This window comes from Priestia sp. P5_B4 (assembly GCF_056400385.1).
On record NZ_JBFULJ010000055.1, the window covers coordinates 1 to 15,101 of the forward strand.

The window sequence follows — 15,101 nt, forward strand, 5'->3', positions numbered from 1 at the left end:
GAACAGCTAGATAGCATGCCAAGTTATAGCGAATAAAAAGATCTTCCTCTCCACTTTCTACTCTGGTTATCATAAGCGAAGCTGCTGCTTCCGTTTCACCTTCTAAATGATACGCGATACCTAAATCAGTATACATCCCTTCATACTCTTGACGCTGTTCAATCGCTTTTTGAAGAAGCTGAACAGTTTCATGATAACGTTCTGTTTTATTATACAGTTTTGCTAGTCCTGCATATATGTCAGGCTGATAAATCTCCTGTTGAAGTAATTCTTGAAAAGCTGTCTCCGATTTTTCTACCTCTTCAAGGCTACTCAAAATAAATGCCCGGTATATCTGCAAATCTATATGATACGGCTGCTGTTCAAGAAGTTTTTGAACTAAGTTTAGCGCTTCATGTGCAGCCTGTTCATTTTCATGGATATTAACGAGTATATTGGCTAAATGATAGGCAACATCAAAATCCCAGCTTTGATGCAGCGATTTTTTCAGCACAGTGATGCTATCTTCAATTAATCCTTTCTCTTCGTAAAAAGCCGCAAATGCATGCACAGCCTCTTTATTATTCGGATCCGTTTTTATAGCAAGTTCATACAGTTCAATCGTTAAGCCAAGCAGCGTAACCGTTTTTGCTTTTGCTTTGAACTTTGCTAAGCTTCGTTTGAAGATAGATCCTTGCTGCTCTTCTACGATCGAATCGGCATACTCATTTAAAGCCTCGGCTGCGTTTTTAAATAACAAGCTTTTGCTGTGTTTTTCCATTTTTATCTTTTTTAAATCTGCCGTAAGTCCGGACAGTTTTTTTCCATTTGGAAAGCTAGACATGAACGTTTGAAATAGAGCGTAATCTTCCGGATTCTCACTTAGTAGCTCTGTAAGAATTGTTCTAGCTTCTTCATATCTATGCTCCATGATGAGCCATTTTGCCTGATGGTGGCGAATAGTAGGATTCTGTGGATCTAGTCCAAGCGCCTTCTCTAAATACGTTTCAGCCTGTGAAATGTCTCCTTTTAGGCGATACACATGAGCCTGGCTGTCAGCAAGCCACTGAGGCAAAACAATTTCCTTTACGCTTTTTAATACCTCTAACAGCTTTTCATACTCTTTCTCTGTTTCACAAAGTGAAGCTGCGTGCTCAACGTTTACTTCCATAGGATTCAGCTGTATCCATTGAAGTAGCCAATTCCTTTCAGCCGTTCGATTTTGTTCTTCACAAGCCATTTCAGCAAGCTTCATACAAGCGGCTTCAAATGTTTTATCAAGAGTTAAGCATTTTTGGAAGGCCTCTTTTGCTTCAGTGATGCGATTCATTGATTGATATATTTCACCTAACCGATAATATGGCAAAGCATCTTGCTTGATACGAAGCGCTTGTTGATAAAGCTTCTCACTTTTTGTTAGCTGCTTGGCTTGTTCGTATAATATGCCTAAGTAGCACATGTACAAAATCTCATTAGGGTGCTCTTGATGTTCTGCAGTTAAAAACTTAATTCCACGAGTCAGTAAAGCCGTGTCTTCTAAATAACTCGTATATGCTTCTAACACTTCAGCTAGCGCTGTTTGAGCAAAATGAATTCCTTCTTCATAAAGAGCAAATCCAAACTCTATCGTTTGGTCGTCTAGATTCTTCTCTTTTGCTGCATCCAAAAGCATGCTGCCTGCATCCAACAGGACGTCGCTGTTCGATGAAAACTTCTGCGCAATAAGCGTGAGCGTATCAACGGCCGTTAAATGTTCACCTGTTTCTAGATACGCATAAGATAAGCCCAAATACATAAGGGCATCTTCTTCTATTTTTAAGCCTTCTTTATACAGAGCAATAGCTTCTTCGTACCTTTGATTCGCGACGTATAAATCGCCTAGTCTTCCTCGAATTGTCATGTCGCTTGGGAGATGCTTCATGCCTTCTTTGAGATAGCTTTCAGCTTCGTCTGTTTTTTCTAGTTGATATTGTAGCAAATCAGCTATCGAAAGATATGGATAAGGAACAGTCGGCAAAAGCTGTTTAGCTACTTGAAATCCCCGGTAAGCTTTACGAAACTTTTTTAAATGTTCATCACAACGGGCTCTTTCAAACCAGCTGTGCGCATCTTTTGGGTTTTCTTTTAATAACGCGTCGAAAAGATTTCTGGCTTCTGCATATCTTTCTTTCTCCATTAAAATAAGTCCGTGATTGATTTGTGTATAAGATTCATCGCCATACATATTTAAGGAAATGGTCGAGCATTCAAAAGCCTTTTCCAGGTTTCCTTTGTACATATATGCAAGTGCTAAATAGCTCCAGTTCAAATGCTGCTCTACGTCTAATTGCAGGGAGCTGCGCAGTGCTTCAACAGCCTCATCATACTTCTCTTCATCCAGCGCAATTCTTCCTTTAAGATAGTGATAAAAAGAACTATGCTTTTTGTTATCTATGTGGTGTAACAAGGAAGATGCTCCCTTACTGTCGTCAAGTTTAAAAAAGGCATATGCAGCGTGAAGCTTAAGATAATCATGATTGCTATATTTCTCTAACACATGGTTAATACACGTACGAATATAGGCTTCATGCTCTTTTCTATACAAATGCTTCATACTGTAAATAGCAGCAAATGGAACATGCTCATTTGCTTTTAGTAAAGAAACGAGATCATTAATGTGTGCCTCTTCATCCGCTTCAACTAGTTCGATTAAGTCATACAGCTGACGAATAAACACATCTTGCTCTTTAGAAAGTGAAGCGAGATCCGCTGCCGCTTTAGAAGCAACAATTGATAAAAAACCCGAATTAGCGTAATGCTGATCAAAATTTTTATATTCTACATACGTTGGACTTAGAAAATTAGCATCTTGTACATGAAAAAGTTCAAGTTCATCATCATAGCCAAATACAACTTGAACGTGGGAAGCTTGTTCAAATTCCAGACTGACCAAAATAGGCAGCCCTTTGTCTAATAGTTCTTTAAACTGTTCAACTGTGCCTGTAAAAAACATCGCTGCAAAGCCAAGAGATTCAAAGTAGCTCACCGCAGTTGATAATTTGGAGCCTAACCCTCCGTAAATACGCGTCCCAATCTCATCCTGTGTTTTTTCGGTATGTAAAAGCCTTAACATCATACTCATACTAGCTGGCACGCAATAATTATCTTTTTGAACAATCGGTACAATAGGAAGCTTGATTGTACTGCATTTATCGTCTGTATTCTTTCCAATTAATTTTTGATAAGGTGAATCTTTTAAACATCGCTTAGTCGAGAGCAGATGCGTAAGCTGAGATTGCTGCTTCTGTTCAAAATAAATGTCGGCGCGCAGCAGCGTAAAAAAATCTTGATAATCGTGATAGGGTAACTTTGAATTGATAAATTCAATCGTTTCAAGCAAGAGAGAATACTCTTTTAAATCTTTTAATCGCATCACTCTATCCATATATAAAGACGGAAGCTGTGGGTAGCGGACAATAGCCTCGTTAATTTTTTTAAGCGATTGTTTATGCTTCCCTTCATACGCATATAAGTCTGCGAGCATTGCATAGCAAAAATCTCCATTCTCCTTATATGTCGTTCCTTCTTTTAAGCAGGCTTCAGCTWTCATTCTGTCGTTGAGCTGCAAATAAAAATAGCCCCATCTGTCAGCCATACCCTTTTGATTATGGGACGTTACTTGTTTCATCCACTCAGAAGCTTCATCCACTTGTTTCATTTCTAAAAGAATTCTTACCTTTAAAAAATAGATTTTCTCAAGCTGTTCCTCTTTAACTGATTCCGTATCCAGCTGAGAAATTAATAAAGAAAGTCTATCATCAGCGTCGAGTATCTTTCCTTCTCGCAGGAGATCATCACAATAAAGAGTTACCATTCGAATCGAGCCAAATCGACGATATCCATATGTCGTTAACATTCGACTTAAACGATTTAATAAAGCTTCATCACAAAAGCGGATAAGCTCGTACAGCTCTTCTTCCGTTTGTAAGTTTGCTAACCATTCTTTCACAATACCCGTAAGGCTCTTTGGTTGAAGGCTTTGTACTTCTTCTGTTATATACGCTACAAGATCAAATATTTGATAATGATCCACCATGCTTTTTAATTTTTGATAATTTATACTCAATTCAAAACCACCTTATTAAATAAAATAAGAACTATTGCATCTGCTGTCTATAAATTGAAGTATAAGAAATTTCAAGGATTTTTTCTAGACACAATATAAATTTAAGCATATTGACGGGTCTTTAAATAGCAAAGAGCTGTCTTTTATCATAAGACAGCTCTATAAAATCACACTTCAGCTTTCTTCAGTTTTACGCCGCCTTCAGGCTTTGGTTTAATCGCTTTTAAAACTAAAATGGCACCTACCGCACTAACCCCTAGAGACGTTTGGAACACAGCCATGTCCGACCACTTCATAAGCAATGTATAAAGGGGAGGCCCAGCTGCTACTCCTACAAAGCGCATCGAACTGTAAAGAGACGTAATGGTTCCTCTCTCTTCCTTTTCAATTCCTTCTGTAATAAGCGCATCAAGACTGGGAAGAGCTGCTCCAATTCCAATTCCACCAAGCACTAAAGTGAGTAAAATACTAAAAAGAGACGTATTAAAAAATAAAATGATGAAAGAACATGTTAACAATAAGAAGCCAAAAAAAGCAGACCACTTCATAACGATTTTATTGTTTCCAACTTTTTTCCCCGCCACAAAAGAAGAAATAGATAAAGCGAGCAAAGGAATAGCCATCACTAAACCTTTTTTCGTATTCACAATATGATAACGCTCCTCTAGTATGGTCGATAGGTAAAATAAAACACCGAATAATACAAGCATAATAATGGCGCCTAAAATAAAAATAGCCATAAGCCATCCAATATTTTCTTTGAGCGTTTTCTTCAAATCCTTCAAAAACTGCTTAATACTTTTCTTTTTTTGTTCAGATTCAGAAGAACTATCATTTTTCGGAACTTTTACTAAAAAGATAACCAAAAGAATCGAAATAAGGCAAAGAATAGGAATGAACCAAAAAGGAAGAAACCAAATCATAGCCGCTAAAAAAGCTCCCAGTATTGGGCTTAGTACTTTCCCAAACGTATTAGCTGTTTCAATTAAACCTAGTCCTTTTGTAATTTCTTGCTCGTCTTTGAACATATCTCCTACACAAGGCATCACAACAGGCATAGCTCCTGCTGAACCTATTCCTTGAATCGCTCGGCCAATTAAAATAACCCAGAAAGGATTGGCCATTTGCCATGAAGCCCAGCCTGTTAAAGCCCCTCCTACTGCAGCAAGCAGCAAACTTGGAATAATAATTTTCTTGCGGCCAAATCGATCTGATAAATAACCAGCAATCGGGATTAAAAAAATAGCGAAAATTGAATAGACCGTGATAATCATGGATACCTGCAGCGAGCTTATCTGTAGACGTTTTTCAATCACCGGCAATACCGGAATTAACATTGAATTTCCGAGGGTCATGATAAGTGGCACAGAAGCAAGAGCAAGTAAATCCAATTTTTTTCTACTTTCCATAGCGTCCTCCAAACCTTACTTCTAATTAACGTCACAATCACACGTTTTTCAATTTAAGCTTTATAAAACCTCTCGTGTTCATTGATTTTAAAGCTTAACTATCTCATTACATAAGATGATGTGTATCTATATTTTTTAGCTAAAAAGGTGATTGCTATTCATGGTTTCACTGTTCTTCTTTAATTTATTAAACTTTGTTATTTATCCCTGTTAATACTTGTAAAATCGCATATTTTTAATCCTATATATGAAGAAGCGTACGAGTATCTCCGTACGCTTCTTCATATATAGGTGTCATCTTGTTACACTACTTCACCTCGATGCCCCTCTCCATCATACATAAACTGTTTATCAATGATATGTTCGATATATATGGTTGTCAAATCACTTTTTTTCACTTGAGCTACAATTAATCCTAACGGATCGCCAATCGTGAAGCTTGTTCCATTTTGAAACATTAGCAGCTGCTCATTTAAATGCAACACGCGCTTATAAATTTGCTCTTTCTCTAGGTTGCTGCGGCTCTTTGCTGCTTCGAGCGTTGAAAATAACAAAATGATTTCTTTTCCATTTACTTGTGTACGATACATACACGATCCACTCCTTATCACCGCTTTAAAATTATGCTGACTATACTTTTATTATAAACTAAATTTTCAGTTATTTTTCATCTCATAAGAAATTTTTTTAGTTATATTTGTACTACGCCTACGTTAAATAAAAATTTAATTTTCAGAAAAGTTAAATTTTAATATTGAAATTTTATTTCTTCTTATTATATAATATAAACAATCATTTACCTCTATTGGAAATGATAATTCGAGTTTCAGCAGCATGAGGCTGCACAGTACTAGGGGGATTCAAGTTATGCAAAATGGTAAAGTAAAATGGTTCAACAATGAAAAAGGCTATGGCTTTATTGAAGTTGAAGGCGGCAGCGACGTATTTGTACATTTTTCTGCCATCCAAAGCGAAGGTTATAAATCCTTGGAAGAAGGACAAGAGGTATCTTTTGAAATTGTAGAAGGCAATAGAGGCCCGCAAGCCGCTAATGTCACTAAGCTATCATAAATAGATCTTTTTATTTTATAGTAAAAGAGACTCTTTTCCGAGTCTCTTTTTTGTTATACCTAGCGTTTGGCCTCAGTAAGCTGCTGTTCACATGTTTGAATAGACTGCATGCACTGCTGAAGAAATTGCTCGTCTACTCCTGTGCCATGAGCTTTGGTAGATTGAAGCTGTGCTTTTGCATCATTAAGCGCATTCGTTGCCTCTTCAAGCTGCTGAGGACTCATACTCATCGTAGCTGTCCCGATCATCTTTTGAGCAGATTGAATAGAAACTTCTACTTGCTTTAAATCATTATATCCTGTTGTTACTTCTTCATTTGAAAACTTATCCATTGAAAGAACACCTCCATATGGATAGAATGAAGCTGCTGCCGGCAAATTATACACGCTTACTTTTTAGTCAGCAAATCTCCATACTGCTTAATTTTTTCTCCTACGGTACACTCTTTAATGCAAAACGTCTGAGCGTATGTTTTGCCCTTTTCTTTATTAAACGTTTTTTTTACAAAACAATCACTACAGTAGTAATCCAATAACTCCGTTACTTCTTCTAATAATTGTTTACGTTCCACTCTCGTTCATCTCCATTTCGTTCTGTGTGTTACACTTGCTTCCTACTAGCAATTGGTATCCCTTGAAGAGCTTGAGTAGCAAGCTGATCAGCCTCTTCATTTTCCTTCCTTGAAATAGGCTCATATACCGGCCTGATACCAAGCTCCTGCATTTTATCTTCTATTCGATCTAAGTACCGATTAAACTCTTCTTCGAAACAGGGCCACTCCCCAGCCAGCTGATTTAATACAACCTGAGAGTCACCTCTAAACGTTACCGGTATATGATGAACACCAAGTTCCTCAAGCTCTTGTATTAAATAATAAAAAGCAGCATACTCTGCCTCATTATTTGATTCAATCTCTTGCAGMCTTGAGTTGCGTCGTATTCGGTAAGAGTTGTTGTTCTGTTTAAAATAAATCACAACCCCAAGCCCCGCTAGGAGCGTATCATGCTCATAGCCTCCGTCAAAATATGCCACAATATCGTGAGGCTCTGTCTGTACTTCCTGTAAGAGCTTTTTCGCTTCTTTTACAGTCCATTTTTGCTGCTGCTCATCAAGTAGAAAAATTTCCTTCGTTCGACCTGTTTTTTCTAAATCACCCACAATCATTAGCGCCTCATTCGCATCTGTGAAATCGGATGTGAAAATTAACTGTTTATGTTTCGAGGATTTATAATGCCATTCAATTTGGAAATTCATAACGAGCATTCCTTTCATCAGCAATTTTGAATTCAACACTTTTTCTGCTTTTTTGTATTTTATCTTCTATTATGTCTTTTCATGACAGTTTTCTTACCTAATAAGCGGATTTTAGCGTTTATACGTGCTAATATAAAATAGCTGAAGTACTTATGATACAATACTATTGATGAAAAAACATGGTTTAAGCTTATATTGTTTTAACAAGGAGGCTGTATGATGATTGAAGTTTATATAGACGGAGCCACTGCTGGTAACCCTGGTCCTTCTGGAGCTGGTATTTTAATTAAAGGAAATGGTGAACATCATCGTTACGCTATTGCTCTTGGGACAATGACGAATCATGAAGCAGAGTACCATGCACTTCTTCATGCATTAAAAATTTGTTTAGAAAAAAAGTATACGAGCGTATCTTTTCGAACGGACTCTCAGCTAGTAGACCGCGCAATGAACCAAGAATACGTTAAAAATAAAGCGTTTGCTCCTTTACTGGAAGAAGCCCTCAAATTGTCCAGTCAATTTGAGTTATTTTTTATAAAGTGGATCCCTAGCTCTCAAAACGCAGGTGCTGATCAGCTGGCCAGACAAGCCATTAATCAAAAAGAAGCAGGAATGTAATCCTGCTTAAATCATACCTGATGACTTTAAATATTGAATGGCTTGTTTTTGATTGCTAATACGATTTGATGTCAAATTCTCGAGGAGCGATACAAAAAAACTGCCGTCAAATTCTTTTTGTAMTTTTAGTGTCCATTCAATTGTAAATATGACCATCTCGTCAGCTGCACGCGTATACTGCTGACCAAATGAAATAAATCCACGTGCATCTTCTGCTAAATGAAAGCCTTTTTCTTCAAGATAAAGAAGATACTCTTCAACGGTTTGAGCTGTTTTTGTCACTTTTTCGTCCCATCCTTTTGCAAAGGTTCTTCTTTATCTTAGCTTACTTTTGGCTATTTGACTATGATTTCCCTTCTAAAAAATAGCCAATCGCTCCAAGTGCTACTCCTAAAATGGCTCCCCCAATTACTTCTTCGGGCTGATGCCCAAGCATTTCTTTCAAGCGCTGTTCCGTCAAATCGTGAAAGCCTCCGTCTGGAAGACCCGCAAGCTTTTCAATTTCTTCATCTAACGTATTCACTTTAATAGTAATTTCGCCAGTCTGCCTTCGAATTCCTTGTGCATCGTACATCACAATAATTCCAAAAACAGATGCTAACGCAAAATCAATCGTAGAAACACCTCTTTTTAACGCTACATAGGTCGCTAAAGAAGATACGCCGGCTGAATGAGAGCTTGGCATTCCACCCGACGCAGCAATCATCCGCATATCCCATTTTCCTGTTTGATACTTTTTAATGGGGATTTTTAAGGCTTGGGCTAAACCGATTGATGAAAGAGCAATGACAATTCCTTTATTCATATTGCTTCACCTCATCTATAGTTTGCGATGGATTGACATCTCGTACCCAAGCAAATATTGCCCAACAAAAAACGCCGGGCTAATCTGCTGACAGAGCAGACTAATCCCGGCGCTTTTGGAAACAGTTCTGTTATTTTTTACGCTTTTTTTGTGCAGCATTATTCATTTTGGCAGATTCAACTTCAGCATAAGAGCCGAATTCTTGGCCATATTGATTATTTGCACTTTTATTAGCTTCTAACTTCTTGTTAACAGAATTGTTTTGGTTTTGTTGCACGTTGAACTCAGAAGCAAACTCCCCAGCATAAGTGTCATTTGCACTTTTTGCACGCTTTGCTTTTTGAGCCTGATTTGCTTTAAACTCAGAAGAGAACTCTTGGTTATAATTATGCTTTGCATTGTTATTCGCTTGCGCATTTTTATTACCTAATTTTTGACGACCCATCGCTATCTCCTCCTATTTGTACCTCGTTGGTACACTATTAGTATGGATCAAGCGGCACGTCATATCCTGTTCAAATTAAGGTAAAAACACCAGAGCTTAGCACGTTTATATTCTTGCTACGTACTCTTTAACCATTTCTTCTGTCACTACTTTACGGCCTGGAATGATGGTATATTTTTGAGACAGTTCATTAATTTCTGCTGTTACAGCATTAATACCGTCTACAGAAAAGGGTTTCCCTTCTTTGCAAAGAAGCACAGCTGCTTCAATAGCTTGCTCGCGTCGAGCTTCTAAGCTTGCAAAAGCACGTACTAATTCGTGTTGTTTTTTAGAATGGGCTGAAATTTCTTTATGTACACTCATGTTCGTTCCTCCATTATATTATGCTGATTTAGTAAAAATAAGTTAATGTCCTCATAACTGATTTGCTTTTCGGGTAATTCTTTTAAGCTTTTTTCTATCGCTGCAGCTGCTTTCTTAATGCTGTCCAAAAAGTTTTTCATCTTTACATTAAAAGCAACTTTCCCGCTTATCTTGCACTGTACAAATTGCTCAATGATGGATTGCTGCCTATCGTCGAGATTTGCCTGCTTACATAAATCGGCAAATAAAATGACAGGGAAACTGCGCTGCTTTACTACTACTTTCAGTGATAAAAATGCACGAATCAGTTGAAGCATCACTTTTATATCCTCTATTGTAACAGAAGATGTCAGATTTCTTTTACTATTTGTCGTTAAAATTTTAAAATAATGATACCCCAATGCTTTTAAGGAATATGAGTGAGCCATCATTTGCCGCAGTGGCTCAGCAAACGATGGCTTCTGATAATAAACAAAAGGCGACCATAGCCACTCATAAAGCGAAGGGTTTGATTTTGTAAACAAATAAATGGTTTTGTACAAATCCCACCCTTGCATATCATAATTGCCTTCTGCTACATTAATGACCTCTTGAGGTCTATTGAGATGAAGATAGCGTGATGCTTTATACTTGTATATAAAGCGGACGTCAAAATCACTCGCTAACGTGTCGAGTCCATAAGCACGGCTGCCTGATTCACATGCAAACAAAATTTCCACATTATATTCTTTTTCAATTTCCTGTAACCGTTTATTTATGTGTGTAGACATAAAAATTAATGACCCTTTCTTTCCTCCAATACATGTTCTAGCACCGTCATTGTACTTACCAATTCTTGAATTGGAAATTCTTCAGACACGGCCGCTTGCAGCTGTTTGTAATAATCATACCATTCTTCAGATACAGACTGTTTATGCGCTAGAACGTACTGATTCACTAAATGGGTATAGTGTGAATGAAGAGCGGCTTCTTCTTTCGCAATGTAGTGATTAACATCCGGCTTAATACGTTCTAGTAAAGCAGCGTGAAGCTTTACTTTCTCATTTTTTTCAAAAAAGCTTTTATTGTTTTTATACAGTGAAAGCTCTTTTTGATACGATTCATTCWCATCAAATTGATGACTTGTCACAACTTCACTGCCATTTGGAGGCTCTAACGAGTTCAGCGTTGGAGTAAACGTCGGTTCATAGCGATGTAGCTTTGTAATGATCATTCGATGCCAGTCTTCGATTAATTTTACGATGTATTTTTCGATTCGCAAAGTGGTCGCACGCACTTCTTGCGTTGCATCAAAGGAAATAGACGTTAACAACTCCTGCAAACAAAGGCGCAGCTGCTTTTGCTTTTCACCTCGATCATCCCTTAAGTTTGCCGGACTGAAGGCTTCTTTAAAGAAGTCATCGTACCTCACAAACAGACGTTTTTTTACATAAAATAAGAGCTCTTCTAATTCTCGGTCTAACTGCTGTTGTTCATATTCAAAATGAATTTCATGCAGTTTTGCTGCTACCTGCTCATTTTTTATGTGAAGAGATTGAATGTATCGCTTTTTATCCACTTCTGATTTTGTTTGCACCTGTTTCATTTCATTGGAAACTGCTAAAATTTGTTCGAAATCTGCATAGACACTTTGGATAGCAAGCTCTGGTAATTCATAATTTATGAAGCGGTAAAACGCATTTTTGAATGGCAGAAACATTTTATCCTCGTGGTTTTGCAAAGCCTGCAAGCTTGATACCGGGTATAAGCGCGGAAAACGTATACCATACTGTTCAAGCTGTTCTTTTACATAGGTCTGAACTAACTGCAGCTCTGTATCCGAGCTGGCTAGGTCCGCTRCATTTACTAAGAAAAACATTTTATCAAGCGCAAATACATCTTTTACACGGCCAAGCTGAATAAGAAATTCGCGGTCAGCTTTTGAAAACGCATGATTATAATATGTTACAAATAAAATGGCGTCTGCATTTTTGATATACTCAAAAGCTACTCCAGTGTGTCTCGCATTGATTGAATCAGCTCCGGGTGTATCAACGAGCGTAATGCCTAAGCGAGTAAATTCACAGTCATAATACAGGTTAATAAATTGAACAAAACACGCTTTTTCTTCTTTGGCTACATAATCATGAAATCCTTCTGTATCTACCACTACTTCTGAACCGATATGCTGCTTGACTTCGCCGTAGCCTTTTTCTACTGCCTGTAAAAACGACAAATGCAGCTGCAGCTCTTCTGTTGCCTGCAGAGTTGGAATAATTGTTAACGCTTCGTCAATTGATTCTACTTCATGGTGAAACAGCTTAAGTGCACCATTTAAATCTTGGATCATCTGCTCGTTTGTTTTCATTTGCACAACAGCTGTTTTATGCGGCCGTTTTTCTGTTGGAGGCATAATTTTATTGATGGTTGCTGTTGTTGGGTTCGGAGATACTGGAAGTAATCTTTCTCCAATCAACGCATTAGCAAAAGATGACTTACCGGCACTGAATGCTCCGAATAAAGCTACAGTAAACGTTTGATTTGATAGCTTTTTACGCTTTTCTTGAAGCCTGGTAATAAAGCGGTCTAACTTTCCAAATGAACGGAGCTGTTCGAGAACAGCTGATACATCTTGAAGAACCTTTTCCGTTCCTGTTTCATGCACAGCTTCCTCAGGCTGTGARACTAACTGCTGCTCACTCACAGCTTCTTGCTTTTCTTCAGCTTTCATGATGCCTGTTTCATATTCTTCTTGTAACATATATGACAACTCGTTTGTATCTTCTGCCGTTAGGTCGTCATCAGTTTGCTGTAAAGATTGAAGCAAAGCTTTTGTACGTGCCAATTTTGATTTCATTTCCTGAAGAGATGTATACGCTTCTTCAAATACTTCACATTCCTGCAAGTGTTGATAAATTTTTTTACGCTTTACTTCATCTTGCTCGATTTTGCTCTGTTCAATTTGCGCATAAAGCTCGTATAATAATCGCGTCGCTTTTTTCTTAATATGATCGGCTACATCTTTTGCGTACGTTAAAACATAATCACCATTAATCGTAGCTCCTGCCTTTACGGTTTCAATTAAATCATACGGCTCTAACGGAATTTCAAACTGCTGAACCTGGCGTATAAGATCCGGATCGGTAAGATTTTGATTTTTCACCAGCTCTTGCACATATTGCTGCAAGTGCCACTGCAGCTGAGAAGCTGCTCGTTCTTTCATATCATCAAAAAATAACGTCAGCCGCTCTTTTTTTACTTCCTCGGTCTTTTTCTTAGCAAATAAAAGACCTACTTTAAAATCAGGCTTTGTCGTTTCTAAAAACAGCCTAGCTTTTTCTCTCATTTCATATGGTGTTAAATTGGCGTTGCTTAGTATCTTACCTGTTTCTTGTTGATACGTTTCTGCTAGCTGCTTTTCAGCACGCCTTATTTCCGCTTCTTTTTCGAGAAGCTGCTCTTTTTGCTGCTTATTCATTTCATGATTCTCAAGCGTCAGCTTATGGCGCAGCTCGTCATGAATCGTTAACTTTTCTTCTTCTTGGTCTTCAATAAAGGCAAGGTGATCGTCAATTAACATTTGCATCGCATGTTGAATATGCTGATGTCGGTTTTCTTTTTCCGTCATCATAGCAAGTAATAGAGATTTTACGTACGAAAGGTCATTATGACAGTTGGTTGGYTCTTTTAACGACGTATAGAAAATTCCTTCTGGTCTCACATTCCACTTTAAAAATGACGTTTCTACAGATTCTTTAAATGCTTGGAATGTTAGCTGATCTTCTTGGTGTTTATCGATTTGATTTACAATTAAATAAAGCGTTTTATTAGCTTCTTGCAGCTGTTTTGCAAATTGAAGATTTAATTCTGCCTGCACATGATTATAATCCATTACGTAGAAAATAACGTCCGCTAAGTGAAGAGCTGACTCGGTCGATACACGATGTGCATCATCTGTTGAATCAATTCCTGGTGTGTCCATCACCACAACATTTTTAGGAATAGCATCTGTATCTATCGATAAATGAATGGACTCTACTTCATCTCCATCCACAGCAAACTGCTTAATTTGCTCATACTCATAAGGTGCTTCATAACGCACCGGCGGCTGTTTGCGGTAATAAACGGTTGCATGCTCATCCCCTGCTTTTACTGATACTAAGTTTGCGCTTGTTGGAATAGGACTTGCAGGCAAAATTGCTTGCCCCATTAATTCGTTAATCATGCTCGATTTTCCAGCCGAAAAATGTCCGCAAAATGCTACAACAAATTCGCCGTTCACCCACTTTTTTAACAGCTGTATTGCTTTTGCTGCCTGCTGTTCATCTCCAGCTGCTTGAAATTGCTTATGTAAATGAAAAAGAGATGCTTCCAATCGGAGATTTTCTTGATGTTTCACACTCACTTTACCCATTATTACTCTACCCCTTTTGCCTCATTCAAGACTGTATTTAAATGTGCTCTATCCATCTTCATTTCTGCTTATTCTTCCTCTATTTTACTTGATTCGCATGCGTTTTCCCATAAAAAACTGAATTTTTAGTTACAAAAACAATAAAAAAAGCTGTCAATAATTTGACAGCTTTTTTTATTCATCGCATGTATGTTACGCCTTTTGGGCTTTTTCAATATTTTTCATTACATACGTTGTGACGCCAACATATGTAGCAAGTGCTCCGATCACAAAAAGACTAACCATTACGTCCACCACCGTTTCTACTTGATGAAATTGATAATCTTTATCATTTGTTTCATCTTATCATGAAAGATAATCATTTTCAATTAGTTTTAAGATTTTTTTACAGGAAAGAAACTTCCCCTGTTTTGCATCACTTCGCCGTAATCTGTTTCATTCGTTAACGCTTGCTCTTCTAAGGGAATTCTGACGGCTAATATACACAAATTGAAAACAGAAAAAATAGCTAACGTCCAGTATGCCTGAAACATAAGCGGAACTAACACCAATTCTGCCGCTACTACTGTATAGTTAGGGTGCTTCATAAAACGATAAGGACCTCTTAGCACAACCTTCGCATTAGGCAAAACGATAATTTTTGTATTCCAATACTTTCC

At 37.7% G+C, this 15,101-nt stretch carries 15 protein-coding genes; 2 read left to right on the forward strand and 13 right to left on the reverse strand.

All coding sequences use genetic code 11. The features are described from left to right. The 3 genes from AC1DRF_RS08390 to AC1DRF_RS08400 form a co-directional block, all read right to left on the reverse strand. On the reverse strand, positions 1-4,084 hold a 4,084-nt coding region (locus tag AC1DRF_RS08390; protein ID WP_477740577.1), incomplete at its 3' end, for a tetratricopeptide repeat protein. A 167-nt stretch (positions 4,085-4,251) separates the two neighbouring features. Beyond that, a complete protein-coding gene (locus AC1DRF_RS08395; RefSeq protein WP_013082387.1) occupies positions 4,252-5,493 on the reverse strand; it encodes an MFS transporter in 1,242 nt (413 codons plus the stop codon). A gap of 302 nt (positions 5,494-5,795) precedes the next feature. Further along, positions 5,796-6,083, reverse strand: coding sequence for a hypothetical protein (locus tag AC1DRF_RS08400; RefSeq protein ID WP_013082386.1), 288 nt, complete (start codon positions 6,081-6,083; stop codon positions 5,796-5,798). Between the two features lie 277 nt (positions 6,084-6,360). Here AC1DRF_RS08400 and cspD point away from each other — a divergent pair, with 277 nt between their 5' ends. Next, positions 6,361-6,564, forward strand: a complete 204-nt coding sequence (cspD, locus tag AC1DRF_RS08405) for a cold-shock protein CspD (RefSeq protein WP_013056175.1) — start codon at positions 6,361-6,363, stop codon at positions 6,562-6,564. Positions 6,565-6,623: 59 nt separating this feature from the next. Here cspD and AC1DRF_RS08410 read toward each other — a convergent pair whose 3' ends face one another. The 3 genes from AC1DRF_RS08410 to AC1DRF_RS08420 are packed head-to-tail and all read right to left on the reverse strand — an operon-like array spanning position 6,624 to position 7,818. Beyond that, entirely contained in the window at positions 6,624-6,896 is a 273-nt protein-coding gene (locus AC1DRF_RS08410) for a DUF2564 family protein (protein WP_230184559.1), read from the reverse strand. Positions 6,897-6,952: 56 nt separating this feature from the next. Continuing rightward, positions 6,953-7,135 (reverse strand): zinc-finger domain-containing protein, encoded by a 183-nt coding sequence (locus AC1DRF_RS08415; protein ID WP_013056173.1) that lies wholly within the window; start codon positions 7,133-7,135, stop codon positions 6,953-6,955. A gap of 29 nt (positions 7,136-7,164) precedes the next feature. Next, a complete protein-coding gene (locus AC1DRF_RS08420) occupies positions 7,165-7,818 on the reverse strand; it encodes a ribonuclease H family protein (RefSeq protein ID WP_477740582.1) in 654 nt (217 codons plus the stop codon). 219 nt (positions 7,819-8,037) lie between these two features. On the opposite strand from AC1DRF_RS08420, the gene AC1DRF_RS08425 reads away from it, so the two are divergent. Beyond that, complete coding sequence (locus AC1DRF_RS08425) at positions 8,038-8,436, forward strand: reverse transcriptase-like protein (protein ID WP_016763502.1); 399 nt, start codon at positions 8,038-8,040, stop codon at positions 8,434-8,436. A 6-nt stretch (positions 8,437-8,442) separates the two neighbouring features. Here the strand turns inward: AC1DRF_RS08425 and AC1DRF_RS08430 are convergent, their stop codons facing one another. The 7 genes from AC1DRF_RS08430 to AC1DRF_RS08460 form a co-directional block, all read right to left on the reverse strand. Then, complete coding sequence (locus tag AC1DRF_RS08430) at positions 8,443-8,718, reverse strand: DUF6123 family protein (protein WP_477740578.1); 276 nt, start codon at positions 8,716-8,718, stop codon at positions 8,443-8,445. Between the two features lie 61 nt (positions 8,719-8,779). Then, the gene (locus AC1DRF_RS08435; protein ID WP_013056169.1) at positions 8,780-9,241 is read right to left on the reverse strand and encodes a divergent PAP2 family protein; all 462 of its coding nucleotides are present in this window, start codon (positions 9,239-9,241) and stop codon (positions 8,780-8,782) included. A gap of 130 nt (positions 9,242-9,371) precedes the next feature. Continuing rightward, positions 9,372-9,686 carry a hypothetical protein gene (locus AC1DRF_RS08440; RefSeq protein WP_013056168.1) on the reverse strand — a complete coding sequence of 105 codons (315 nt, stop codon included), beginning with the start codon at positions 9,684-9,686 and terminating at the stop codon, positions 9,372-9,374. A 105-nt stretch (positions 9,687-9,791) separates the two neighbouring features. Continuing rightward, a complete protein-coding gene (locus AC1DRF_RS08445) occupies positions 9,792-10,049 on the reverse strand; it encodes a DUF2533 family protein (RefSeq protein WP_013082381.1) in 258 nt (85 codons plus the stop codon). Then, a complete protein-coding gene (locus AC1DRF_RS08450; protein ID WP_477740579.1) occupies positions 10,046-10,819 on the reverse strand; it encodes a nucleotidyltransferase domain-containing protein in 774 nt (257 codons plus the stop codon). The genes AC1DRF_RS08445 and AC1DRF_RS08450 overlap by 4 nt, the downstream gene beginning before the upstream one ends. 5 nt (positions 10,820-10,824) lie before the next feature. After that, entirely contained in the window at positions 10,825-14,442 is a 3,618-nt protein-coding gene (locus AC1DRF_RS08455) for a dynamin family protein (RefSeq protein ID WP_477740580.1), read from the reverse strand. A gap of 374 nt (positions 14,443-14,816) precedes the next feature. Beyond that, on the reverse strand, positions 14,817-15,101 hold a 285-nt coding region (locus AC1DRF_RS08460; RefSeq protein ID WP_477740581.1), incomplete at its 5' end, for an isoprenylcysteine carboxylmethyltransferase family protein.